The organism is Paenibacillus sp. FSL L8-0494, from assembly GCF_038003695.1.
GTDB classification, from domain to species: domain Bacteria; phylum Bacillota; class Bacilli; order Paenibacillales; family Paenibacillaceae; genus Paenibacillus_AQ; species Paenibacillus_AQ odorifer.
The window spans coordinates 4,175,614-4,201,628 of record NZ_JBBOPQ010000001.1 but is presented as its reverse complement, the minus strand read 5'-3'; the positions used below and the strand labels follow the sequence as shown (position 1 = coordinate 4,201,628).

Here is a 26,015-nt window from a genome sequence, read left to right as displayed (position 1 = left end):
TTGAAAGTAAGACGATAACTGATCTATTGCTATGAGGTGACAAACAACTATGGTAATACAACTGGATTTTGAAGCAGAAGAACAAGATGAGCAGGTGTTATCTGATTTTCCTGAAGGAGAACTCTTAGAGATCACTAAAGTAGAACGTCAAAAGAAATCTGACCACCGTTATATCATACATTTCGGAGCATATAACATGACTGTGCACGAGGACGTCATGATTAAATATCGAATGATTACTGGTAATTCTTTTATGAAGGCTGATTTGGAAGAAATTGTTGTAGCTGATGAGCGTCAACGAGCTTATGTGGAAGGCCTCCGTTATCTTGAACGTAAACCACGCACCGCTATGGAAATGACTCGCCGTTTACGCCAGAAGGAAATAGGAGAGACTATTATTGCGGAAGTGGTGCAGCGGCTGCAGCAGGAAAGATTTCTTGATGACCCTTTATATGCTAAGCAATGGGCGGAGCAACGAATAGCGAACCAGCGGAAAGGGAAGATGTGGATTCGACAAGAGCTACGTGAGAAGGGGATTGACAAAACCCTTATATCGGAAGCTTTGGAGAATATTACTCCTGAACAAGAGCTGGAGAGTGCACTCGAAACAGGGCGCAAGAAATGGAATCTCATCCGTGGAGACGCTTCAGATAAGCGAAGAAAGACTGGAGCCTTCCTTATGCGCCGTGGATTCTCGGGCGATATGGTTCGCCAAGTGATCAATACTTTACTTGCGGAAGACAATTATGAAGGTGAAGATGAGGAGTTTTACTAGAATCACTGATTCTCTTGACATTAATGCGTATATCGACTCTCTTGACAATGTCTTTTTATAAATAATAAAATATAACATGAATCGGCATAAAATTAGAATCCTTTTTCCTTCCCAAAAAGGAGACTGTTTTAAACGGTTCACGTACAACTCATATGAAATGTAATCGCCGGATAAGGCGGGCAGTGTGCATGTGCAGCATGTGCAGTATGGCAATCGGTTGTTTACCGGTTTTTTGTATGGTGATGAACGGATAGTTAAACAACTGCACAATTCCCAGGGATATACCTTGGAGAGGAACCAACGAGGAGGTGAACAGATGCTGGAATCATGGATCTGGGTCATTATCGTTCTCGTTGTAGCTGCAATATTCTTTGGGTTCGGTTATTTTATTCGTAAATCCCTTGCAGAAGCTAAAATCCAAAGCGCAGAAAGAGAAGCCGTTGTCATCGTTGAGAATGCGAAGAAGGACGCTGAGGCGCTGAAGAAAGAAACAGTATTGGAAGCTAAGGACGAAGTCCATAGAATCCGTACTGAAGCTGAGAAAGAAACTCGTGAACGTCGGAATGAAATCCAACGGCAAGAGAGACGTTTGCTGCAAAAGGAAGAATCTCTGGATAAAAAAATGGAATCGCTTGAAAGAAAAGAAGAACAAGTAGCTAACAAAGAGAAACGAATTGATGAAACCCAACAGCAAATTGATGTTATTTACAAAAACCAAGTCACTGAATTGGAACGTATCTCCAATTTAAGCATCGAAGATGCAAGAAGTATCATTCTTAGCAATGTTGAGCAAGAAGTTCGCCATGAAACGGCACAAATGATCAAAGAAATTGAACAGCAGGCGAAAGAAGAAGCGGATAAGAAATCCCGTGAAATCATTACACTCGCTATCCAACGCTGTGCAGCTGATCACGTGGCGGAAACAACGGTTTCAGTTGTTACGTTGCCGAATGAAGAGATGAAGGGTCGGATTATCGGTCGTGAAGGCCGTAATATTCGTGCGTTGGAAACTCTTACAGGTATCGACCTCATTATTGATGATACGCCGGAAGCAGTTATTTTGTCGGGATTTGATCCAATCCGCCGTGAAGTGGCCCGTACGGCACTTGAGAAATTGGTGGCTGATGGACGTATTCACCCCGCTCGTATTGAAGAGATGGTGGAGAAATCCCGCAAAGAAGTGGACGAACGGATTCGGGAATATGGTGAGCAAGCTACTTTCGAAGTGGGCGTTCACGGTTTGCATCCAGATTTGATCAAGATTCTGGGGCGTCTGAAATTCCGTACAAGCTATGGTCAAAATGTATTGAAGCACTCCATGGAGGTTGCTTATTTAACAGGACTGATGGCCGGTGAGCTTGGGGAAGACATCGTGCTTGCAAAACGTGCAGGATTACTTCATGATATCGGCAAAGCGCTGGATCATGAAGTGGAAGGTTCGCACGTTGAGATCGGCGTTGAACTAGCGAAGAAATATAAGGAACATCCGGTTGTTATCAACAGTATCGCATCTCATCATGGAGACTGCGAAGCTACCTCGGTTATTGCTATGTTGGTTGGCGCCGCTGACGCATTGTCGGCTGCTAGACCTGGTGCTCGCCGTGAAACACTGGAAACGTATATTAAACGTCTAGAGAAACTGGAAGAAATCTCAGAGTCATTCGAAGGCGTTGAGAAATCATTTGCTATTCAAGCGGGCCGTGAGGTGCGCGTGATGGTACAGCCAGAGAAGATTGACGATGCAGAGGCATTCCGTCTTGCTCGCGATATTACGAAGATGATTGAAAGTGAACTGGATTATCCAGGACATATCAAGGTTACCGTTATTCGTGAGACACGGGCTGTTGAATACGCTAAATAGGCAATAAGTAGATAACATACGCTTCGGAAATAACGATATTTATGATCGTTTCCTGGTACATGTTTCTGCTAGGAATATAAGGTTAAAGGATAAGATATAACTTATACTTTCTTATATTTGATGAAAATTGGCCCCTAAGCGGGGCCTTTTTTCTTTTAAATATGAAGACTTATCCGTTAGATGAAGAGGTTAAGATTAGGAGGAGAGAAACATTAAAGTACTATTCATTGGAGATATCGTAGGTAGTGTAGGTAGGAAGGCACTTCGGGAGATGTTGCCCTCATTAAAAAGCAAATATCAACCACATATAATCATAGTTAACGGTGAAAATTCTGCTGCCGGTAGAGGGATTACTAAAGCGATCGCAAATGAATTTTTTAACTGGGGCGTTCACGGAATCACCATGGGTAATCACACATGGGACAACAAGGATATCTTCGAGTTTATCGACGATGAGGCCCGGATTATCCGTCCTGCTAATTTTCCTCCAGGAACACCAGGAAGAGGATATACGGTTGTTAAAGGTAACGGGAAAGAGCTGGCTATAGTTAACCTGCAAGGCCGTACATTTTTGCCTGCGATTGATTGCCCTTTCCGTGTGGGTGAAGAAATTGTGGAAGAGCTACGTAGAGATCATAAATGCATTCTCGTTGATTTCCATGCAGAGGTTACCTCTGAAAAAATCGCCATGGGCTATTTCATGGATGGTCGCGCATCAATTGTAGTTGGGACCCACACTCACGTGCAGACGAATGATGATGTGATTTTGCCAGGTGGAACGGCTTACTTGACCGATGCGGGTATGGTTGGTTCAAGCGAAGGGATTCTGGGTATGGAAAGAGATGCAGTACTTTATAAGTTCACTACACAGCTTCCAGCACGATTTGTTGTTGATGAAGGCAAATGGCAGCTTCACGGTTTATTTGCAGAATTAGACGAGAATACTGGCGCGGCTACCCGTCTGGAGAAAATACGGCTACGTGAAGATGAATGGGTAATGAGCTAGTAGTAGGATAAGATAAGTGATTTTCTGGGTAATTTCGCCGAATAAGGGTAAAGTGTGATATTTATTATATCGAAAAAGAGTATCTATTGTACCATTTTCTCCAGAGTAGTCCGCAAAAAGAAGGAATTATTTCTTCTCTCGCGAATAACATCTAAAGTAGTGGAAGAACACCATTATTTTCCCAGGGGAGGTACTTACTATGGATGTATTAAAAGTATCAGCTAAATCCAATCCAAATTCCGTCGCCGGCGCTTTAGCAGGTGTTCTTCGTGAACGTGGATCGGCCGAATTACAAGCTATTGGAGCTGGAGCACTGAATCAAGCAGTCAAAGCAGTTGCCATTGCCCGGGGATTTGTTGCACCAAGCGGAGTAGATTTGATCTGCATTCCGGCATTTACAGACATTGTGATTGATGGAGAGGATCGAACCGCGATTAAATTGATTGTAGAACCCAGATAATAGAAGCATAGAACGGATGAACCTGTTTACTTATGTAAACAGGTTTTTTGCTTTTGGTATATAGTCTGGCGTTTTTAAGCATAGAATCTGGAATAGGGCTGCATGAAAGCGAGGGCTTGGGATGAGAACCGATAAGCTACAGGTTGCGGATTTTCATTGTGATGTGCTGTGTAAAATGCAAGCATCACCGGATATGGATTTTAAGAATGATCCCCGGTTGGATGTTACCGGAGAGCGGTTGGTAGCGGGCGGTGTAGAATTGCAGATTTTTGCGATATACCTTTCGGCAAGTAGAGGTAGACCTAGCTTTGAGAATGTTTTAGGACAAATTGATTTGTTCCGGCAAAAAATATTAGGCGCAGAGAGCCTTCAGTGGCTGCGTTGGAAGGAGGAGGTAGGTAAACGAGCAGCTGGAGCACCTCCATGGGGAATGCTCTCTCTGGAGGGTGTAGACGGTCTAGAAGGGAACCTATTTTATGCACAGCTCTGCTTTGAGCTTGGCGTGCGGTTTTTGGGGATCACTTGGAATTATGCCAATTGGGCAGCGGACGGAGTATTGGAGCAGCGCAACGGCGGATTTACGGAAAAAGGGCGAAAGCTGATCGAATGGTGCAACGACAGTGGAATGTTGCTTGATGTGTCACATTTGTCTCAAGCAGGTTTTTGGGAGCTAGCCGACTTAAGCACACGTCCGTTTATAGCTTCCCATTCGAACGCCGCAAAGATCTGCGGGCATGTTAGAAATTTAAATGATGAACAGATTAAAGCATTAATTGCAATGGACGGAAGAATGGGCCTGACCTTTTATCCGTGGTTTGTATGTGATGATGGAAAAGCTCGTATAGATGATTTGTTTAAGCATATTGATCATGTATGTAGTCTGGGTGGGGAGAAACATATGATGTTTGGTTCGGACTTTGACGGCATTGACACTTGGGTAGAGAATATGGAACATCCGGGAAAATACCCTGAGCTTGCCGAGCACCTGCTTCGTTACTATCCAGAAGCTTCCGTTAAAGGTTGGTTATATGAGAATGCGGTCTCCTACTTGCGTACAAACTTACCTTCACAGGTGTCTAAATCATGACAATCCTGTTCTAAAAGTATGAATTGTCGAAAAAAAGGCCCTCGTTATGATGTGGGGCTTTTTATTTTTGGTTAAGAAGATGTATAATGGTTAATGGCTTGTACAGATACTAGAGAAAATACAAGGAGTGACTTTACTATGAGTAAGACTGTACCCGTAGGTGTGTCGGCTAGACATATTCACCTTACGCAAGAGCATGTGGAGGCTTTGTTTGGCCCAGGATATCAACTAACGGAGTTCAAACCCCTCTCTCAACCAGGACAGTTTGCAGCAAATGAGCAAGTAGCAGTTATCGGCAGCAAAGGTAAATTTGACAAAGTAAGAATTTTGGGACCTGCTCGTCCGGCTTCCCAATTAGAAATTTCCCGTACTGACTCCTTCGCACTTGGCGTGAAAGCTCCAGTTCGCGAATCTGGAAATATTGATGGAACACCTGGCATTACGCTTAAAGGACCTGCTGGCGAAGTAGAATTGGAACAAGGCGTTATCATCGCCGCTCGTCACATTCACTTCCATACTTCTGAAGCTGAAGCTTGGGGCATTGCTGATAAGCAATTGCTTAAAGTTCGTCTCGGAGGCGATCGTGGTCTCGTATTGGAGAACGTAATTGCACGCGTATCAGACAGCTTTAAACTGGATATGCATATTGACACTGACGAAGCTAACGCTGCAGGTGCCAACAACGGCGATACTGCTGAAATCGTAGAATAGTCATCATAGTTATAGCAAAGATAAGGAGCGGGGGAGAAATCCTCCGCTTTTTTGTGCGTGTCTGATCCGCATGCTGTAAAGATTGCGTGTCTGATCCGCGTGCTGTAAAGTTTGCGTGTCTGATCCGCGTGCTGTAAAGTTTGTGTGTCTGATCCGCGTGCTGTAAAGATTGTGTGTCTGATCTGAGTGCTGTAAGGATTGTGTGTCTGATCCGCGTGCTGTAAGGATTGCGTGTCTGATCCGCGTGCTGTAAGGATTGCGTGTCTGATCTGCGTGCTGTAAAGATTGCGTGTCTGATCCGCGTGCTGTAAGGATTGCGTGTCTGATCCGAGTGCTGTAAGGATTGCGTGTCTGATCCGCGTGCTGTAAGGATTGCGTGTCTGATCTGCGTGCTGTAAGGATTGTGTGTCTGATCTGCGTGCTGTAAGGATTGTGTGTCTGATCCGCGTGCTGTAAAGTTTGCGTGGTTTACCCGACCGCTTGTACATATCGGACTGTATCGCAGCTATTTCAGCATTTTGATCTATTTTGCCAAGGTATCGGACCGCATAGCTCTTATTGCCTTATATTTGTACTGAATTGGGCTTCGAAGGTGTGAATAAGTGCATCTGAGTCCGATAGCATCGCCAAAAACCATGAATCTTCAAAATAAGGGCGTCTGAGTCCGATGGATCAACAGGATCAACAGGATCAACAGGATCAACAGGATCAACAAATGATACGCCCCAGGATAAATTGAGGAGGAGTATTTTACGGTTAGCAAAATATTTCTGTACGAGCAGAACGAATAGTATCCTGAAATGGATTTTTAATGAAAATTGGTGTGATGATAAAGAAAATCTATTATTATGTAACTTATTGTGTTATGATTATGGTTTATGACGTGACAAAAGGATTTATTGTTAAGAATATATGTATTAGAAATTAAGGAGACCCAATGACATTTAATGAACTGAATATTGTGCCTGCAATTTTGAAGGCTTTAAGCAAAGAAAACTATACATCACCTACACCAATACAGGAGCAGTCGATTCCAGCTGTATTAGCGGGTAGAGATTTACTTGGATGCGCGCAAACGGGAACAGGAAAAACAGCTGCATTTTCCGTGCCTATTATTCAATTGTTAAGCGAACAATCCAACCCAAACAAATCTAATAATGTGCGACGCATTCGCTCGTTGATTTTAACACCGACAAGAGAACTAGCGATTCAAATTGCTGATAACATAAAAGCGTATAGCCAATATACAGATATCCGCTCTGCTGCCATTGTTGGCGGTGTGTCACAGAAAGTGCAAGAACGTGCACTGAATCAAGGTGCCGATATTCTTATTGCTACCCCTGGTAGACTTATCGACCTGATCAATCAGAAACGTGTAGATCTGCAATATGTACAAATTTTAGTTCTGGATGAAGCTGACCGGATGCTGGATATGGGCTTTATCCATGATGTGAAACGAATCATCGCCAAAATGCCTACGAAGAAGCAAACTCTGTTTTTCTCGGCAACGATGCCAACTGAAATTTCTAAATTGATCAAAACATTGCTTGTGAATCCAGTGAAGGTAGAAATCACACCCGTGTCATCTACTGCGGATAGAATCAATCAATCGATCTATTTATTAGAGAACGGAAATAAGCAAAACCAATTGAACCTGCTGTTACAGGATAAATCCATCGTCTCAGCTTTGGTGTTTACTCGTACCAAACGTGGTGCGGACCGTGTTACCCGCGATCTGGCTAAAGTGAACATTTCTGCTCAAGCCATACACGGCAATAAATCACAAAATGATCGCCAGAACGCCTTGCGGAATTTTAAAAGCGGTGCGACTCGTGTTCTCGTAGCTACGGATATAGCTGCCCGGGGAATTGATATTGATGAGCTGTCTCACGTAATCAACTTCAATCTACCGAACATTCCGGAAACCTATGTGCACCGGATCGGTCGTACAGGCAGAGCGGGATTGAGCGGAACGGCAATTTCTTTTTGCGAAGCTGAAGAGCTTCCTTTCCTTAAAGATATTGAAAAATTGATTGGAAAATCGATTCCGGAAGTTAAGGATCATCCTTATCCGATGTCTCGTAAAACGCAAATGAAGACAGATCGTTCTGCGAAACCGTCAGGTTCGAAAGCAGCAGCTTCGAGACCATCGTCTTCCAGACCGTCGAATTCCAAACCAGCAACTGCTAAACCTGCGGCAACAAAACCGGCAGCAACAAAATCAGCGGCATCCAAACCAGCTAAAGCAAAACCTAAGTCTAACCCTCCATTGAAGCCAAAGTCCGAGTGGTTCACAAAAGGAAGACAAAAAACGAGCAGCAGATAAGTAAGTTTGAATGCGTATCGTTTCTATAGCAAAATAAAAAAACGTCAGAGTAAATTGAACTGCACCCCAATTGTTAGACACAACTAACATTTGGAGGTGCAGTTTTTTATGTTTTATGTCCTGATGATTTACAACAAAAAACAGCCGCTAAACAGTTCCTCACTGTACAACGGCTGTTGTTATTTCATTTATGCGGTTGCTTCAATTGTATTGTCCTGAACATAGGGGCTCAGTTCTTGCTGAAGTCCTGTGCTGATGGAAGTCATAGGGAGGCGAAGCGTATCCGAGGATAGTAGGCCGTTTTGGTTAAGCATCCATTTAATTGGAGCGGGATTCGATTCCTTGAACAATAGGCGGATGATCGGCAGTAGTTGTTCAAAGCTTTCTTTAGCGAAGTCCACTTGACCAGATGCAAAGGCTTCAAAGATACGAAGGCATTCTGCCGGATAAACGTTGGCAGTAGCGAGCATACCCCCAGCTGCTCCGCAGCTAAGCATTTCATAAAAGAGGGAATCATCGCCGCCAAGCACAGGTTTGGCACCTGTACGGACTAACTCCGTAACCATTTTTGTACTGCCTGAGCAGTCTTTTAAACCGACAACATTATTCATTTCTAGGATTGTACGTGCAGTATCTACCGTCATGGCGGTACCTGTACGACTTGGAATATCATAAGCCATGATAGGTATGCCTACTTCTGCTGCTTTGCGGAAATGGGCAATGATACCCTCTTGTGAAGGACGACTATAATAAGGTACGACTACTAGTGCACAATCAGCACCAAGGTTTGCAGCAATTTCCGTGCGTGCAACCGTAGAGGCTGTATCATTGGTACCTGTACCAACTACTAAGGGGATTGATGTGGATTGTAGAAGCTCACGGGAAGTGTTTACTAGAAGCTGCATTTCATTTACGGTTACAGTGGGCGATTCTCCGGTGGTTCCATTAACGACCAGACCTTGTATGCTGTTGTTAATAATGTTCTTTACATAACGCTGATACGAATCCAAATCAACTTCACCAGCAGCATTGAACGGGGTGACCACGGGGACATAAACTCCATAAATCTGTTGTTCTGTAAGCATAAATTATCGGCCTCCAAAATATTTTAATTCCTCTACATACACTTTACCATGGAAAGTAGCATCGTCGTTAGCTATAATAAATGATATGGATCATCAAAAATATTGATGTTAGGGTGAGGTAATGGATTTAACCTATTTACGAACCTTCCGCGAGGTGGCTAAACGTCAGAGCTTTACGCGAGCTGCTGAAGAATTGGGATATGCACAATCAAGTGTGACGATGCAGATACAGAAGATAGAGAAGGAATATGGAGTACCTTTAATAGAGAGGCATGGCCGTCAGCTGCGGCTTACCCCGCCAGGAGAAGAGTTATTGAAGCTGTTCGTGGAGATTTTGGATTTGTATGATCGTTCAAAAGAAACCATCGCCCAGCAAATCGGAGGAACGATAACTATTGGGACGATAGATTCTTTAGCGGCCTTTTATTTACCTCCTTACCTGCAGCAGCTAAGGACTAAATTTCCGAAGCTGGATATTCATCTGCAAACGATGCAGGAAGCTAATCTTCTTGCCAAAATAAAAGATGGCGAAGTAGATCTAGGCTTAATGTTGGATCGCACCACTGCGGATTCCATCCTTGAGCGTACGATCGTCAGAGATGAGCCGCTTGTATTGATAGCCCCCATTCATCATCCGCTTGCCCAGATGGATACGGTAACCCTACACGATTTGAATAACTGTGAGCTAATAGTCTCGGAGGAAAGCTGTATTTACCGCAGTCTGTTCGAGAATTTGTTAAAAGAGCACGGGATCATATTCCGCATTGGTTTTGAGCTTTCGAATCTGGAGGCCATCAAACGTTGTGTAATGAATGGCCTTGGAATTGCTTTGTTACCAAAAATCGTGGCAGAGGAAGAAATTGAACGAGGAAGCTTGGCGGAGCTGTCCTTTATTCATCCCGAAATTCACTTTGATCTGCAGCTTTTGATGCACCCTAAGAAGTGGAAATCACAACCGCTGCAATTTTTAATCCAAATGTTGCTTGCAAATCATTAATTTATTCCCATCAGGATCTTTCACAACAAACCAATGCTCATCTTGAATTTCAGTTACTAGCTCTACACCGAGAGCCTTCACATAATTGAAAGAGGCTTGCAAATCATCGGTCAGTAACAAAAAAGCTGGTGTTGTAATGGGCGGTGTTCCTTCAGGTTCTAAGCCGCCCCACAACGGCATGGTATCCAGTATGATTCCAGTGTTTCCCTGCATAGGCAGCGGGCATAAATGACCGTTCATGATCTTACAATCTGTCTCTGGAAGCCCCAGGACTTGGCAATACCAGCGACGGGATTTTTCAATATCATGTACGGGAATGAATACACTGCCAATTAAGTTCTTTACGGGGCTTATTATTGTGGAATTTAAAGCGGACATTGCTTGTTCATTCATTTAAAGACCTCCCAAATCCGAAATGGATAAACCTTTATTTGGAAATTATGTATCTAATCTATTTAAATCATACAATCAATAGGATTGCAAGGGAATTGTAAATGGTTATATTTTCATATGAAAGTAGCCAAAAAATTTGACATTGAAAATGAGTTTATGTTATATAAAAAGAAGAATTAGCACTCATCTAAGAAGAGTGCTAATCACGGAATGATGAATAATAAGGTTATTTTGAAAGGAGATTTATTTATTCATGGCCAAAAAAGAGTTTAAAGCCGAATCGAAAAGATTGCTGGAAATGATGATTAACTCCATTTATACTCAACGGGAAATTTTCCTGCGTGAACTGATTTCCAATGCAAGTGATGCGATTGATAAGATCTATTACAAAGCCTTAGCTGATGAAGGCCTGGTCTTCAATAAAGAGGATTATTATATTAAAGTGACCGCCGATAAGGCGAACAGAACCTTGACGATTTCCGATACAGGTATCGGGATGACACAAGAGGAGCTGGAGAATAACTTAGGTACAATCGCGAAGAGTGGATCTCTTGCTTTTAAGAAAGAGAACGAAGCTAAAGATGGCCACAACATCATCGGACAGTTCGGGGTGGGCTTCTACGCTGCGTTTATGGTGGCTGATGACGTTATAGTGATCAGTAAGGCATTAGGCAGCGACGAGGCCTTTAAATGGGAGTCTAAGGGCGCTGACGGCTATACCATCGAGACTGTTGAGAAGGATTCTGTCGGCACTGATGTGATTTTGAAGATTAAAGAGAATACTGAAGAAGATCAATATGATGAATATTTGGAAGAATATCGCCTGAAATCCATCATTAAAAAATACTCCGACTTCATCCGTTTCCCAATCAAAATGGACGTGAAGGAACAAAAGCCAAAAGAAGGCACGGAGAACGAGTTCGAAGAAGTTGTTCAAGAACAAACCGTAAACAGCATGGTGCCAATCTGGCGCAAGAATAAAAGCGAGCTGACTACAGAAGATTACGATAACTTCTATGCAGAGAAACGTTACGGCTTCGATAAGCCGCTTAAACATATTCATATCAGTGCTGATGGTGCTGTAGTGTACAATGCGATTTTGTTCATCCCAGAAAATACACCGTTTGACTATTACACAAAGGAATATGAAAAAGGTCTTGAGCTCTATTCCAACGGTGTGTTGATCATGAACAAATGTGCGGATCTGCTGCCTGATTACTTCAGTTTTGTAAAAGGTATGGTGGACTCAGAGGATCTTTCCTTGAACATTTCCAGAGAGATGCTCCAGCATGACCGTCAGCTGACTTTGATCGCTAAGAATATTAAGAATAAAGTGAAAAGCCAACTGCAAAGCCTGCTGAAGGATGAAAGAGAGAAATATGAGCAGTTCTATAATGCTTTTGGCAGACAGCTTAAGTTTGGTGTTTATAACGATTATGGGATGCACAAAGACACCCTTCAAGATTTGCTGATGTTCTACTCCTCCAAGGAGAAGAAGCTGGTTACACTGGACGAATACGTCTCAAGAATGCCAGAAGATCAGAAGTATATCTACTATGCTTCCGGAGAGTCGATCGACAGAATCGAAAAGCTCCCGCAAACCGAGCTTGTATCGGATAAAGGGTATGAAATTCTCTACTTCACTGATGATATTGATGAATTTGCGATCAAGATGATTCAGTCTTATAAGGAAAAAGAATTTAAATCCGTATCCAGCGGAGATCTGGGGATCGAAGCCGACGAAGCGGACAAGCCAACGGAAGCGGAAGAGAACGAAAACAAGGAGCTTTTTGAAGCGATGAAGGACATCCTGTCCGGCAAAGTGAAAAATGTTAAAGCTTCCAAACGTTTGAAGACTCATCCGGTATGTCTCTCTGCAGAAGGTGAGCTGACGATCGAGATGGAGAAAATTCTGAAATCGATGCCGAATGGCCAAGAGGTGCAAGCGGATAAGGTACTTGAAATCAACATCCATCACGAAGTATTCCAGTCCTTGAAGGCGGCAGCAGAGAACGACAAAGAAAAGCTCGGTTTATACACGAACCTGCTGTACAACCAAGCCCTGTTGATCGAAGGTCTACAGGTTAGTGATCCAGTTCAATTCACCAATGATATTTGCAAAATCATGAAATAATATGAAGTAACGAGACCATCCAATTGTATTATGATTGGGTGGTCTTTTTTATTTCAGCATTTCATTTTGTTGTGCGAAAAAGGTAGTAATCAATTTCAGAGTCATTATTTGTGCAACCGCTGATCGAATAGATAATTTCACCTTGTGTGCTTTTTTTACTCGTCACTTCGGAGCAGGTATCGGTTCTGACTCCTGTGTTGCTTCCACCGAATGCATCATTAGAGGTATCATAGCTGTAATTAATCACGTTACCGTCAAATTTTAAATCCTTAAATATGGGATCGCCTTCATCTGTGTAACTTGTAACGCGTATATTGTCTGCTTTTTTGCTGGAGAGATTCGTTATAAATTGCTCGAATTTATCGAGGTTGTACACTTTTTCCCAAGAAACAATATCCCCTCTACTGATGGCTTCTTTGGAAGTATAGGGCTCACTTTTAGGTACAGAATTGACTTGATTATCGGAGCAACCCCATACCCCTGCTAGTAAAAGAACAGAGAGTGTAAGCAAATTTACCTTTTTCACTGAGGGACCTCCTTGTAACGTATTTATATAAAAGACGAAGATTAACTGGAAAAGTTACAGTGAGCTTGATTTTTCACATTGACAATAAACAACAAATTGAGTATTATTTTCTCTAACTTGAATATGTAAAAGCAAAGAAGAGAAAGAGTACCACGGCAATTCTTTCAACAGAGAGCTCCGGTCGCTGAAAAGGAGTAAAGAAAACCCTTGGGAATATGGTCTCAGAGCTGCGCATCGAAACCTTATGGGTTGTAGGCTGCGCCGGAACCTGCATCCGTTACAGTGCTAGGGTATAAACGTTAATTAACGTCGTACCTGAAGAGGTAAATGTCATGAGGCATTTATAAAATTAGGTGGTAACACGTGAGTAGAACTCTCGTCCTTTGTGGATGGGAGTTTTTTTGTTGTCTAAAAAAGGAGGAGAAGGTTAATGAGTAATGTGTTTATAGGTGGCGCTTGGCCGTATGCGAATGGATCTTTACATCTGGGGAGATTATCAAGTGTGTTGCCTGGGGATGTGCTGGCACGATATTTTCGCTCCAAAGGGGATAACGTATTATATGTATCAGGCAGTGATTGCCATGGAACACCCGTAGCGGTTCAGGCTGCGAATGAAGGGATTACACCCGGAGCTTTTGCAAGCAGATATCATGAGGAGTTTCTGAAGTGTTTTAAACAGCTGGGATTTAGTTATGATCTATATACTCGAACGGATCAACAGCAGCATCATAAGGTCGTGCAAGAGTTGTTTACAAAGCTGCTAGAGAATGGTCATTTATATAAAAAAACCATCGCGCAATGTTACTGCGAGGTGGATCAGCGCTTTTTGCCAGACAGATATGTGGAAGGGACTTGTCCGGTATGTGGCCAGCGGGCGCGAGGGGATCAATGTGATTATTGTTCTACCATTCTAGATCCTGCCGATTTGTTAGACAGAGTCTGCAAATTATGTGGGAGTACACCAACAGAACGGCCGACAGAACATTATTATCTTAGCTTATCTAATTTTCAGTCTGAATTAACGGAATATGTAGAGGAAGCACAACTTTGGAGAGATAACGCTATAAAACTGACCAAACGTTATTTACAAGAAGAGCTGCAGGACCGCGCGGTAACAAGAGACTTGTCTTGGGGTGTAGATGTTCCTGTGGCTGGATTTGAAGATAAAAAGATTTATGTTTGGATTGAGGCGGTAAGTGGTTATTTATCAGCCAGTAAGCAGTGGGCTGCACAGTCCGGAGGAAGCTGGGAGGATTTTTGGTTAGAGGAAAAAGGGGAGATTACTGCTTATTATGTGCATGGTAAAGACAATATTCCTTTTCACACTTTAATATGGCCGGCTGTGTTATTAGGAGCTGGAGGTCTGCATTTACCGGACAGGATTATATCTAGCGAATATTTAACCCTTGAAGGGCAGAAGTTCTCCACTAGCCGAAACTGGGCGGTCTGGGTACCTGATATTTTAGAGCGGTATCAGCCAGATTCTATTCGTTATTTCTTAATTGCCAATGGACCCGAGAAGCGGGACACGGATTTTTCCTGGAGAGAGTTTATTTATAGCCATAATGGAGAGCTGCTTGGAGCATTTGGTAACTTTGTGAATCGTTCATTGGCTTTTGTAGATAAGTTTTATGAAGGGAAAGTGCCGAATGGGCAATTGGATAAGGGGTGGAATGACAACATTGACCTCTTGTATCTCGAATCAGGGCGGCTTATTGAGGCTGGGAATATAAAAGATGCGCTGGAGTATATTTTTTCTTATGTGCGCAAGGCAAACCAGTATTTCGACCTGCAAAAACCATGGATACAGATAAAAGAGGATCAGGTTTCTTGTGATTCTGCAATATACACATGTGTGCAGATTATTGCGAACCTAGCGAATTTGTTACATCCGTTTCTGCCGTTCTCTTGTGACAAGATCAGGGGGTTCCTGTCGTTAGAACTACCGAATTGGCAGCCTTGCTTGGTGCCCCCTTACCAACAGGTTACTGATTTACAATTATTGTTTGAACGAATTGATATTAGCCGTATTAAAGAAGAAGAGGATAGGCTAGATCAACAGCAAGTGAATAAATAGAGCTGGTATTATCCATTCTTGAAACTCTCAATAAACTTTGAAGCCAATGATGACAAGTATTTATCCTTAATCCAGACGGCGGCGACCCGCGTGCGTAGTGATTCACTACTGATTTCTTTATAGATCAAATTACTGTTACTCGTTAATTCGAAAGCGGATTTGGGGATGATTCCGATGCCAAGACCAGCGTTTGCCCAGAGCAGTGTTGTCCTAGCATCATCATTCATGCAGAAAATCAGCGGATCAAAGCCGTTCTCAAGACATGTTTCCCGGATAAGCTGCTCAAAACGGCGGTAGATAATAAGCGGCTTATCCTTTAGCTCACCGATCTCAATAAAGTTTTCATCCGTTTTCCAGTCATACTCAGGTGTCATTACGGCAATCATAGGTTCAGCTTGTGTGTAAAGACACTCTAAATTTGTACCATTAAAGGGTGTCCTTACAATTCCGACTTCGACAATGCCTTTATTCAAGAGGTCAATGATTCTAAAGGTATTTCCTTCATGAATCTCAAACTTCACACCTTTATAGGTTTTGTGAAATTCACATAGCCGATCTTGAAGCAACGTAGCTCCAGAGGAAGAAACTGTACCAATGGCTAGGGTTCCTTTTAAACCTTTGACAAAATCAGTGAGCTCACGGGCAGTGGAATCTGCCAGCTCCAGAATTTGTTGGGCACGGTCCCGCAAAATGGCTCCAGCTTCAGTGAGCTGCACGCTGCGTGGACCTCGTTCCACTAGCTTTACACCGAGTTCTTCCTCCAGGAGCTTTAGCTGCTGGCTCAGCGGAGGCTGGGCCATTTGCAGTTTTTTGGCTGCAGATGTGATCTGTCCTTCCTCAGCTATCGCCATAAAATATTTAAGCTGTCTAATATCCATATAAAAATCCTCCGAACTTGAGATATGCTAATCGTATGGGAGCGATACGAATCCAATATTATTAATATGTGAGTAGATATGCCATAATCATAACTGTTCTTATACATATTTCAAGTGGTTAAATACTTCTTATGTTGGGTGTGGATAAATTTGTTCAAAATTGCAGTATATTTAAAGCCGTACAAAAAAGAAGCGATCATTGGACCGATCTTCAAACTGATGGAAGCGATTCTGGAGCTGATTTTGCCTACCATTGTCGCATTGATCATCAACAACGGGGTTGGCAATCATGACAGCGCCTATGTTTACCGCATGGGTGGCCTAATGGTGCTGATGTCACTGCTTGGCTTCGGCTGCTCCATGGTATGCCAATATTATGCAGCCCGGGCTTCACAGGGATTCGGTACGACACTACGCAATAAGATGTTTAGACATATTACATCCTTGTCGTATGCTGAACTGGATACCTTAGGTACGCCTACACTGATTAATCGGATTACCAATGACGTAAACCAGCTGCAAATTGCTGTGGCCATGCTGATTCGTCTAGTTATTCGTGCACCGTTTATCTGCATCGGGGCTATCCTAATGTCCATGATTTTGGATTTTAGATTATCGCTGATTCTAATAGCGGCAACACCGGTTTTTGGCATTATTTTATATTTTATTATCACCCGCAGTGCTCCTTTGTACCGAAAATACCAGCAGAAGCTGGATGCCCTTGCGCTCGTACTGAGTGAGAATTTATCGGGGATTCGAGTGATTCGTGCTTTTGCCAAAAGACGTACAGAAAAAGACCGTTTTGATGCCTCATCCGATGATTTGACTACTACAGCGATACGGGTTTCGCGGATTTCTGCTTTGCTTGGGCCGATGACTACACTTGTAGTAAATGCGGCGATCATAGCTATTTTGTGGGTAGGCGGAATTCATATCGATGGGGGCCGATTGTCTCAAGGGGAGATCATTGCCTTCATCAATTACATCACTCAGATCTTGCTGGCGCTGATAGTAGTCTCCAACTTGGTTATTATTTTTACAAAAGCCTCATCCTCAGCGAATCGTGTGAATGAAGTGCTTGGTGTTAAGGTATCCGTGTCCGAGGAAGGAAATGCATTGATTGCAGAACCTGACCATGCTGCCCCTGCTATACAATTCGATCACGTATCCTTTGGGTATAATACGACAGGTGAATCGGCATTAGAGGATATATCTTTAGTAATTAATCGCGGAGAGACCGTGGGCCTGATTGGCAGTACGGGTTCAGGTAAGTCTACTTTTGTGAATTTGATCCCTCGTTTTTATGATGTGGTGCAAGGTGAAGTGAAAGTGGATGGTGTGGATGTCAGAGATTACAAGCTGCACCAGCTTCGTGAGAAAATAGGGATTGTACCGCAAAAAGCTGTGCTGTTTACAGGAACAATCGCTGAGAATATACGTTGGGGTAAGGAAGATGCAACTGAGGAAGAAATCATGCAGGCAGCCTCTATCGCTCAAGCGGAGGAGTTTATACGTAAATTACCCGAAGGCTTGAATACGCAAGTATCTCGTGGTGGATTAAATTTATCCGGTGGACAAAAGCAGCGCTTAACCATAGCTCGTGCAGTAGTAGGTAAGCCATCGATTCTTATTTTGGATGACTCCTCCAGTGCGCTGGATTTCTCCACAGATGCGGCACTTCGTAAGGCTCTCAAAGAGAGCAGCCAGGAAATGACCGTGCTCCTTGTCTCGCAGAGGGTAAGCACTGTAAGACAAGCGGATAAAATAATGGTATTTGAGGAAGGGCGGATCGCCGGTGTCGGAACCCATGAGGAGCTGATGCGGGGTTGTGAAGAGTATAAAGAAATCTGCCTGTCCCAGCTATCAAGTGAGGAGTCGGGCCAATGATCAAAAACAACATTTGGAAAAGACTTATTGTATACACAGGGCATTATAAAAAAATAGCTATAGGCGCAGTAATCTGCGCAATACTCAGTGTGATTGCCAGTCTAATTGGCCCGTTGCTTATCGGCAGCGCCATCGATTTTATGATCGGGCCGGGAGAGGTTGATTTTGACGCCGTACTTAGACTGCTTTTGATTCTGGCAGGGGTGTATATTGTCGGCAGCTTTTTCGGATGGCTTCTTACCTACCTGACTAATCGAATTGCCTACCGGACTGTATATGACTTACGGCGGGAGCTTTTTGATAAATTAAATGTTTTGCCGCTGAAATTTCATGATAACCACCCGCAAGGGGACAGCATCAGCCGGTTTGTTAATGATATGGATGCGGTCTCTGATGGACTGCTGCAAGGCTTCTCAACACTGCTCACGGGGATCATCACCATCGTGGGGGCGATTGTACTCATGTTGTACATTAGTCCTTTAATGACCTTAGTTGTTCTTCTGTCAGCACCCGTTACATTTTTTGTGGCAAGATTCATTACGATGCGCTCCCAGAAGATGTTTAAGGAGCAGGCTAAAATTCTGGGCGGTCTCAACGGATATGTGGAGGAAATGATTGGCGGACAAAAAGTGGTCACAGCTTATCATTATGAAGACCGTGCACTGACCCAGTTTGAAGAACGAAACGAGACTTTGTACCAGACTGGTGTGAAATCACAATTTTACGGTTCCTTGTCCAATCCGACAACAAGGTTAGTAAATAATATTACCTTCTCTGTTATCGCGATGATCGGAAGTGTTATGGTGATTCGCGGGCTTGTGACGGTAGGGGATTTGTCCAGCTTTTTGATCTTCTCCAACTTGTTCGCTAAGCCGTTTAATGAAATTACAGGTGTGATTACGCAGCTTCAATCGGCAACAGCATCAGCGCAGCGGATTTTCGCCATTCTAGACCTATCGCCAGAACCAGCTGATGCAACAGACGCCAAAATTATGAATACAAGTCAAGGAACGATTACCTTTGAAAAAGTATCCTTTGCTTATAATCCTGAACGTCCTCTGATTAATGATTTCAGTCTGGAAGTGAAACCAGGTACCCGGGTTGCAATTGTAGGGCAGACGGGAGCGGGGAAGACGACACTGGTTAATCTGCTTATGCGTTTTTATGATGTGGATAGGGGTTCCATCAAGATTGACGGCGTGGATATCAAGACGATTACCCGGGACAGTCTGCGGCGTAATTTCGGGATGGTGTTGCAGGACACTTGGCTGTTTGGCGGCACAATTAGAGAAAATATTGCCTACGGCAAACCTGAGGCTACCGAAGAAGAGGTCATCGCTGCTGCAAAGGCTGCTAATGCTCATAGCTTCATTAAACGCCTGCCTGAGGGATATGATACGAAGATCAGTGGCTCAGGAGATAATTTGTCGCAAGGACAAAAGCAGCTGCTAACCATAGCACGAGTGATGCTCGTAGATCCACCTATGCTCATTTTGGATGAAGCCACCAGCAGTATTGATACGCTGACTGAGGTACGGATTCAGAAGGCTTTTCTAAAAATGATCGCAGGCCGGACCAGCTTTGTAATTGCCCACCGTTTGTCAACGATTCGAGAATCGGATCTCATTCTTTTCATGAAGGACGGAGACATTGTGGAGAGTGGTACGCATGACCAACTCCTAGCCAGCGGTGGATATTACGCCAGATTATATAACAGTCAGTTCGCATCAGCGTAGACTTTGCATTTAGAAAAAAGAGCATTCAATCCCGAATTTGGGGGTGAATGCTCTTTTTGTCGGGTGGATAGTTAGTTTGGCTAAGCTTAGCTTAGCTTAGCTTGGCTTGGCTTGGCTTGGCTTACCTTACCTTACCTTACCTTACCTTACCTTACCTTACCCTTGCGGACCGTATTGCAGCTAAATTGTGTTTTTGGCGCCTTTTTTCAAAGTAACGGACTGCATAGCACTTATTCGGCTGATTTTGCAGCAAAAAGGAGCGGATATGGCACAATAGCTGCATCTGAGTCCGAACGAAGTGGAAAAAGGCATGATTTTGTGAAATTAGGGCGCCTCGGTCCAATACGTAGGAATGGCAGCCATCGCCAAAGGTAAATTGCTTCTGTTCCAGTGTAGAATGCTTAGAAAGTAGTTCGCTTACGTGCCAAGGTAGTTAGCTCATCGTCCCCAAAGTAGTTTGCTTAGCGTTCAAAGTAGTTAGCTCATCGTCCCCAAAGTAGTTTGGATAGCGTTCCAAAGTTAGTTATCTCACCGTCCCCAAAGTAATTTGCTTAGCGTTCCAAAGTAGCTATCACATCGTCAGCAAAGTAGTTTGTTTACCCTTGCGGACCGTATTGCAGCTAAATAGTGTTTTTGGCGCCTTATTTCAAAGTAACGGACTGCATAGCACTTATTCGGCTGATTTTGCAGCAAAAAGGAGCAGAAATGGCACAATAGCTGCATCTGAGTCCGAACGGAGTGGAAAAGGGTGGGATTTTGCGAAATAAGGGCGCCTCGGTCCAATACGTTGCAATGGCAGCCATCGCCAAAGGTAGATTGCTTCTGTTCCAGTGTAGAATGCTTAGAAATTCGTTTGCTTAGCGTTCCAAAGTAGCTATCACATCGTCAGCAAAGTAGTTTGTTTACCCTTGCGGACCGTATTGCAGCTAAATAGTGTTTTTGGCGCCTTATTTCAAAGTAACGGACTGCATAGCACTTATTCGGCTGATTTTGCAGCAAAATGCAGTGGATATGGCACAATAGCTGCATCTGAGTCCGAACGGAGTGGAAAAAGGCATGATTTTGTGAAATAAGGGCGCCTCGGTCCTATACACCGTGGCACCAACGAAGTCGATTGTTTAGCGTTCAAAAGTAAATTGCTTACCCTTACGGACCCGGTTACTATTCACCTCGCGCGCTATAGGGTGGGAATTTCCGATAAAAATATTTGTGAATGAATGAACTATCTGGACGGGCTAAACGTATTATAAGAAACGTATATTGAAGACGACGAAGCTATAGTAAATATGGCTTGTCGAGAGTGTTATGAGATTGGAAGGGGAGTGGCAAGATGTTGACAATCAAACATTTTACCAAGAGCTACAAGGGTGGCAAGAAGGCGGTAAATGATCTGAATTTGGTGGTCGAAAAAGGTGACATCTATGGCTTTATCGGTCATAACGGTGCGGGGAAAACAACAACTATCCGAGCAGTGGTCGGAGTTTTAGATTTTGAGGAGGGAGATATCGAGATTGGTGGGTACTCCATTAAAAAAGATCCCTTAGCCTGCAAAGCGATTACTGCGTATATTCCAGATAATCCGGATCTATACGATCATCTGACGGGCATTCAGTACTTGAATTTTATTGGTGATCTTTTTAGTGTATCGAAAGCGGATCGGGAGTTATTGATAAAGAAGTATAGCGATGAATTTGAGATTACCTCTAATCTGGGGGATTTAATCTCCGCATATTCTCATGGTATGAAACAGAAACTCGCGATTATCTCCTCGCTTATTCATAAACCGAAGCTGCTCGTTCTGGATGAACCCTTTGTGGGACTTGATCCAAAAGCGGCACACACGCTCAAGAGAATCATGGCGGAGATTTGCAGCCAGGGCAGTGCGATCTTTTTTTCGACGCATGTACTGGATGTGGCCGAGAAGCTCTGCAATAAGATTGCCATTATCAAAGCGGGTGAATTGATCACTCATGGGAAAACAGAAGAGGTGAAAGGTGACAGTAGCCTTGAAGATGTGTTTTTGGAGTTGATTAAACATGATTAATATCTGGCGATTGACGAAAATTCAGCTGATCTCATCCTTTGGGTTAAATAAAGCTTTGCATACAAGGGATATGAAAGAAAGACGAAAAATGCTTTTGCTGAGCATCGGTATCTTAATAGGGATTGTCATGATGGCAGTAGTTTCATTTGGATATAGCTTCATGATAGCAGAGACCCTTGAACAGATAGGCCGGTCAGAGCTGCTGCTTGCGATTATGATGGCTGTTACTTGCTTGATTGGATTTTTTACAACGATCTATAAGGCGAGTGGGGTATTATTTGGCTCCAAAGATTACGATCTCGTAATGTCGTTGCCTATCAAAACGAGCCATATCGTAGCAAGCCGTGTAGTTCAGCTCTATGTGCTGAATATACTGTTCTCATTGATGGTGATGGTGCCAGCAGGTGTAGTTTATGCTATAAAGGTAAATCCGGCAGTAGTATATTATTTATTTTTCATGATAACGCTGGTATTTATCCCATTAGTGCCGATCATTGCTGCAACAATTATAGGGGCATTGATTAGTTGGATTTCCTCACGTTTTAAAGGAAGTCGTTTAATAAGTCTCATTCTGACTTTTGCCGTAATCATTGTTATTATTTTGGGTTCAGGCCAAATGAATGGGAATGACCCGCAGTTACTTGCGGATATGAGCACACAAATTGCCGATCAAATCTTCAACTTATATCCTTTGACGGTTATGTATGTAGATGCTGTCTGCTCGTATCAGGTAGCTCCTTTACTATTATTTATAGGGATTTCGTTACTTTCTTTTATGTTGTTTACCCTTATTCTTGGCAGCAAATATAAAGCAATACACACAGGCATTACGACTTCTTACTCAAAGAATAAGTATCAAATGAGGTCACTTGAAGTCTCTTCACCGCTTTACACATTGTATAAAAAAGAGCTGCGCCGCTATTTCAGTTCTTCTATATATGTGCTAAATACGAGTATCGGTATGGTTATGTTACTTGTCATGGCGATTACCTTACTGTTTGTTAGCTCAGAGCAATTAGGACAAATTATGGAAATACCAGAACTCTCTAACTATCTAAGCAGATTGGCGCCACTATTTGTTTCCCTCTTTGTTGCATTAAGCTGTACGACATCGAGTTCGATTTCGCTTGAAGGTAACCATATTTGGATTTTAAAAAGCGCCCCCGTTCCGACAAAAACCATATTATTAAGTAAAATCGTAGTGAATCTCACCATTACAGTACCGATTGTGATTGTTAGTAGTGTGCTTCTAATGATTTCTCTGGGCACAGGCTGGATGGAGAGCTTGTTATTGCTAATAATCCCCGTCCTATACGCTTGTCTTACTGCAATGGTAGGTGTGATCGTTAACTTGAAGCTTCCTAAACTGGAGTGGACTAACGAAGTCTCAGTAATTAAACAAAGTGCTTCGGTCCTTGTAGCGATGATTATAGGATTTATCAGCTTGCTGATTCCATTTGGTTTGAGTTTTCTTTTATCCGATCTAAATGGTAATCTCGTTATGTTAGGTATTGGTGTGGTGATATTTGTGGCATGTGGAGTGATGTATAGATACATTCAGTCCAAAGGAGAACTTTTATTTCGGGCTCTTTAAAAAAGGGCATTCCAAAAGCCGAAATCGGCTGCTGGGATGCCCTTTATTTGTGCCAAGATTTATTTTCGTGAAAAATCCCCTAAGCTCTACTGTCGCTCATTAGCTAACTGTTCAATTCCACTCACCATTATTTTTAGACCTGTATAGAACATCTTATCGGAGCCAATTTCATTAAAGATATTGTTTTCGTACATTCGTTTTATAACATTAGGTCCATCCCCGGATAAGTGCTCAAGCGATTGTTTAAATACCTCTCTAGCATCTCCATTAGGTTCATTTTTCATGGCTAAGTCAATTCGATCCTGCTCATATTTGTCCAATTCGAAAGAGATTACATAGTTTAACACGCAAGCAATTAAGGAGAATTTGTCACTATCGCTTAAAGGAAGATGATCCACGATCTGAAGCAAAGTATTCAGTAAAGATAGATAATTAGGTTCAGAAGGCAAGGTTCTCATCATCAGCTGAGCCGAGCAAGGATACTTATGTAAAACCCCGCGGATTCGATCTGCAAAATGAAAAAGCTGTTCTTGCCAATCACCTTCGAGATTCGCAGTTTCGAGGGCTTCTTTGGCGATCTCATTAGCCAGTGTCTGGAAAATACTCTGTTTACTCTTAAAATGCCAATAGAGAGAGGCGGCTTGTATATTTAATAGTTCTGCTAATTTACGCATACTAAATGCCTCTATGCCGATATCATCCAACAGCTCCCAAGAAGCTTTTATTATATCTTGTTCAGTGATTTGCAGATTTTTGATTCTCATCGAAACGACCTCCTGTTACTGTCTTCTTTTATCATAAGCGAAGATGGATGGCTGGTCTACCATCGTTAGATTACCGGTTTATCTTACACTGTTAGATATTTTTATTTACAAGCAAATAAACGGGTGCTATATTAATCTTACACTGTTAGTTTAACGGTGCGATTTTTTAAAAAGGAGGCAGCGGTTAGCTATTTTATTAGTAAAAATTAAAAAGGATGTGTATAGACCCATGAGTAATCTACAAGTGGAACAATCCCAACCAGTCACCAAAGAATTTTCTATAAAAGCAATACTTCCCGTAATACTGGCACTTATAACAGGAATGTTGCTGGTTATGCTCGACAGTACAATTATGAATGTAGCGATCCCGCAGCTTGAAAAAACCTTTGATGCTAGCCTAAAAACAATACAGTGGGCCATCACGGGTTATACGCTGGCTTTATCCGTAATTATCCCATTGGCCGGATGGTTCTCGGATAAGTTTACTGCCAAACGTGTTTTTTTAGCTTCGATCGTATTGTTTACCATAGGTTCTTTATTATGCTCAATGGCACAATCCACAACAGAGCTGATAATCTTTCGTATTTTGCAGGGATTAGGCGGAGGGATGATTGCTCCAATTGGTATGGCTATGTCATTCAAAATCGCACCTCCCGATAAAAGAGGTTCAATCATGGGATTGCTTGGACTACCGATGTTAATTGCGCCTGTTCTTGGTCCTGTACTGTCAGGATGGCTGTTGGAATATGCAAGCTGGCACTGGATTTTTCTGATTAATGTCCCCATTGGTATTATTGCAATGATTGTTGGAGTGAAATTTCTTCCGGTAATAGAGAAGGGGAATAAAGCTAAATTGGATATTTGGGGTGTGATTTTATCACCACTCGCTTTCTCCAGCTTGGTATTTGGGGTGCATAGAGGGGGAGTGGACGGCTGGGGGGATCGTATAACGATTATATCTCTTGCGTTCAGCTTCATTGCTTTAGCCTTGTTTATTTTCGTGGAATTGCGCCAAAAAGAACCGTTATTGGAACTTCGCTCTTTTCGATCTCTAGAATTTAGTAAAGGTATGATTTTGACCTGGATTAATCAGTTCGCCTTATTTGGTTCGATTCTGTTAATTCCAATTTTTTTGCAGCAGGTCAGAGGTTTTTCTTCCTTTGAATCGGGACTTTTAGTTATTCCTCAAGCTTTAATATCCTTTGCTGGCATGATTATTGGAGGAAAATTATTTGATAAGTATGGAGCTCGGCCCGTTGTGTTCTCTGGACTTGTGCTGCTGTCCACCGGACTCTTTCTCTTGTCACGTTTACAAAATGATACAAGTGTATACGTTATGATCAGTTATTTTGCCATTATGGGACTTGGCCAAGGATTAACTACTATGCAGCTCGGTACACATGTGCTTAAGGCCGCTCCGAAGGATTTGATCAGCCGTGTGACCCCACTTACTGCCTCTGCACAACAAATTGTGGGTTCTTTTGCTGTCGCTATAATGTCGGGCTTATTGACTTCGAATATAGCTACTCAAATGAGTCAAGGAAATCAGAAGCTACCTTTAGAGGCTATGGTTGCAGGATTCCACGACACGTTCCTAGTTTCATTGGGCTTGGCGCTGTGTGGTGTGGTTCTTAGTCTCTTTTTGCGTAATCCGAAGAGCTGATCCTATCGTAT

General features: G+C 42.8%; 20 protein-coding genes and 1 other annotated feature. Of the genes, 15 read left to right on the top strand and 5 right to left on the bottom strand.

Translation table 11 applies throughout. From position 1 onward, the window contains the following. Positions 1–49: 49 nt before the first annotated feature. The 7 genes from NYE35_RS19030 to NYE35_RS19000 all read left to right on the top strand — a co-directional run bounded on the left by NYE35_RS19030 (position 50) and on the right by NYE35_RS19000 (position 8,226). The gene (locus NYE35_RS19030; RefSeq protein ID WP_051491576.1) at positions 50–775 is read left to right on the top strand and encodes a regulatory protein RecX; all 726 of its coding nucleotides are present in this window, start codon (positions 50–52) and stop codon (positions 773–775) included. A gap of 316 nt (positions 776–1,091) precedes the next feature. After that, complete coding sequence (rny, locus tag NYE35_RS19025; RefSeq protein ID WP_370510565.1) at positions 1,092–2,636, top strand: ribonuclease Y; 1,545 nt, start codon at positions 1,092–1,094, stop codon at positions 2,634–2,636. Between the two features lie 211 nt (positions 2,637–2,847). After that, positions 2,848–3,642: a TIGR00282 family metallophosphoesterase gene (locus NYE35_RS19020; RefSeq protein ID WP_076100408.1), complete on the top strand. Its 795-nt coding sequence runs from the start codon at positions 2,848–2,850 to the stop codon at positions 3,640–3,642. Between the two features lie 199 nt (positions 3,643–3,841). After that, entirely contained in the window at positions 3,842–4,102 is a 261-nt protein-coding gene (locus NYE35_RS19015) for a stage V sporulation protein S (RefSeq protein WP_019910496.1), read from the top strand. Positions 4,103–4,223: 121 nt separating this feature from the next. Continuing rightward, positions 4,224–5,189 carry a dipeptidase gene (locus NYE35_RS19010; RefSeq protein ID WP_341121897.1) on the top strand — a complete coding sequence of 322 codons (966 nt, stop codon included), beginning with the start codon at positions 4,224–4,226 and terminating at the stop codon, positions 5,187–5,189. 138 nt (positions 5,190–5,327) lie between these two features. Next, the gene (gene pduL, locus NYE35_RS19005) at positions 5,328–5,900 is read left to right on the top strand and encodes a phosphate propanoyltransferase (RefSeq protein WP_036688383.1); all 573 of its coding nucleotides are present in this window, start codon (positions 5,328–5,330) and stop codon (positions 5,898–5,900) included. A gap of 937 nt (positions 5,901–6,837) precedes the next feature. Further along, positions 6,838–8,226: a DEAD/DEAH box helicase gene (locus tag NYE35_RS19000; RefSeq protein WP_036688380.1), complete on the top strand. Its 1,389-nt coding sequence runs from the start codon at positions 6,838–6,840 to the stop codon at positions 8,224–8,226. Positions 8,227–8,414: 188 nt separating this feature from the next. On the opposite strand, the gene dapA is transcribed toward NYE35_RS19000, so the two are convergent. Further along, on the bottom strand, positions 8,415–9,311 hold the full coding sequence (dapA, locus tag NYE35_RS18995; protein WP_341121896.1) for a 4-hydroxy-tetrahydrodipicolinate synthase: 897 nt from the start codon (positions 9,309–9,311) through the stop codon (positions 8,415–8,417). A 121-nt stretch (positions 9,312–9,432) separates the two neighbouring features. Between dapA and NYE35_RS18990 the strand changes: the two genes are divergently transcribed. Further along, positions 9,433–10,308, top strand: a complete 876-nt coding sequence (locus tag NYE35_RS18990; RefSeq protein ID WP_076136445.1) for a LysR family transcriptional regulator — start codon at positions 9,433–9,435, stop codon at positions 10,306–10,308. On the opposite strand, the gene NYE35_RS18985 is transcribed toward NYE35_RS18990, so the two are convergent. Beyond that, positions 10,279–10,701 (bottom strand): VOC family protein, encoded by a 423-nt coding sequence (locus NYE35_RS18985; protein WP_081384079.1) that lies wholly within the window; start codon positions 10,699–10,701, stop codon positions 10,279–10,281. The two genes, NYE35_RS18990 and NYE35_RS18985, sit on opposite strands and share 30 nt — an antisense overlap. A gap of 253 nt (positions 10,702–10,954) precedes the next feature. Here NYE35_RS18985 and htpG point away from each other — a divergent pair, with 253 nt between their 5' ends. Further along, a complete protein-coding gene (gene htpG / locus NYE35_RS18980) occupies positions 10,955–12,835 on the top strand; it encodes a molecular chaperone HtpG (protein ID WP_076106327.1) in 1,881 nt (626 codons plus the stop codon). A 61-nt stretch (positions 12,836–12,896) separates the two neighbouring features. Here the strand turns inward: htpG and NYE35_RS18975 are convergent, their stop codons facing one another. Further along, positions 12,897–13,361 carry a DUF4362 domain-containing protein gene (locus NYE35_RS18975; protein WP_051491574.1) on the bottom strand — a complete coding sequence of 155 codons (465 nt, stop codon included), beginning with the start codon at positions 13,359–13,361 and terminating at the stop codon, positions 12,897–12,899. A gap of 125 nt (positions 13,362–13,486) precedes the next feature. Further along, positions 13,487–13,748 (top strand) — a binding site (T-box leader). A 43-nt stretch (positions 13,749–13,791) separates the two neighbouring features. Between NYE35_RS18975 and metG the strand changes: the two genes are divergently transcribed. Continuing rightward, the gene (gene metG / locus NYE35_RS18970; protein WP_341121895.1) at positions 13,792–15,438 is read left to right on the top strand and encodes a methionine--tRNA ligase; all 1,647 of its coding nucleotides are present in this window, start codon (positions 13,792–13,794) and stop codon (positions 15,436–15,438) included. Between the two features lie 8 nt (positions 15,439–15,446). Here the strand turns inward: metG and NYE35_RS18965 are convergent, their stop codons facing one another. Beyond that, complete coding sequence (locus NYE35_RS18965; RefSeq protein WP_036688370.1) at positions 15,447–16,316, bottom strand: LysR family transcriptional regulator; 870 nt, start codon at positions 16,314–16,316, stop codon at positions 15,447–15,449. Positions 16,317–16,466: 150 nt separating this feature from the next. Here NYE35_RS18965 and NYE35_RS18960 point away from each other — a divergent pair, with 150 nt between their 5' ends. The 4 genes from NYE35_RS18960 (at position 16,467) to NYE35_RS18945 (ending at position 23,577) form a co-directional block, all read left to right on the top strand. After that, positions 16,467–18,203, top strand: coding sequence for an ABC transporter ATP-binding protein (locus NYE35_RS18960; RefSeq protein WP_076272311.1), 1,737 nt, complete (start codon positions 16,467–16,469; stop codon positions 18,201–18,203). After that, positions 18,200–19,939 (top strand): ABC transporter ATP-binding protein, encoded by a 1,740-nt coding sequence (locus tag NYE35_RS18955; RefSeq protein ID WP_341121894.1) that lies wholly within the window; start codon positions 18,200–18,202, stop codon positions 19,937–19,939. Before NYE35_RS18960 ends, NYE35_RS18955 begins: the two co-directional genes overlap by 4 nt. 1,330 nt (positions 19,940–21,269) lie before the next feature. Further along, on the top strand, positions 21,270–21,983 hold the full coding sequence (locus NYE35_RS18950; RefSeq protein WP_076098925.1) for an ABC transporter ATP-binding protein: 714 nt from the start codon (positions 21,270–21,272) through the stop codon (positions 21,981–21,983). Further along, positions 21,976–23,577, top strand: coding sequence for a hypothetical protein (locus NYE35_RS18945; RefSeq protein ID WP_341121892.1), 1,602 nt, complete (start codon positions 21,976–21,978; stop codon positions 23,575–23,577). Before NYE35_RS18950 ends, NYE35_RS18945 begins: the two co-directional genes overlap by 8 nt. 86 nt (positions 23,578–23,663) lie before the next feature. Here NYE35_RS18945 and NYE35_RS18940 read toward each other — a convergent pair whose 3' ends face one another. Then, positions 23,664–24,341: a TetR/AcrR family transcriptional regulator gene (locus NYE35_RS18940; RefSeq protein WP_038571872.1), complete on the bottom strand. Its 678-nt coding sequence runs from the start codon at positions 24,339–24,341 to the stop codon at positions 23,664–23,666. A 229-nt stretch (positions 24,342–24,570) separates the two neighbouring features. Between NYE35_RS18940 and NYE35_RS18935 the strand changes: the two genes are divergently transcribed. Next, the gene (locus NYE35_RS18935) at positions 24,571–26,004 is read left to right on the top strand and encodes an MDR family MFS transporter (protein WP_076141874.1); all 1,434 of its coding nucleotides are present in this window, start codon (positions 24,571–24,573) and stop codon (positions 26,002–26,004) included. Positions 26,005–26,015: the final 11 nt, after the last annotated feature.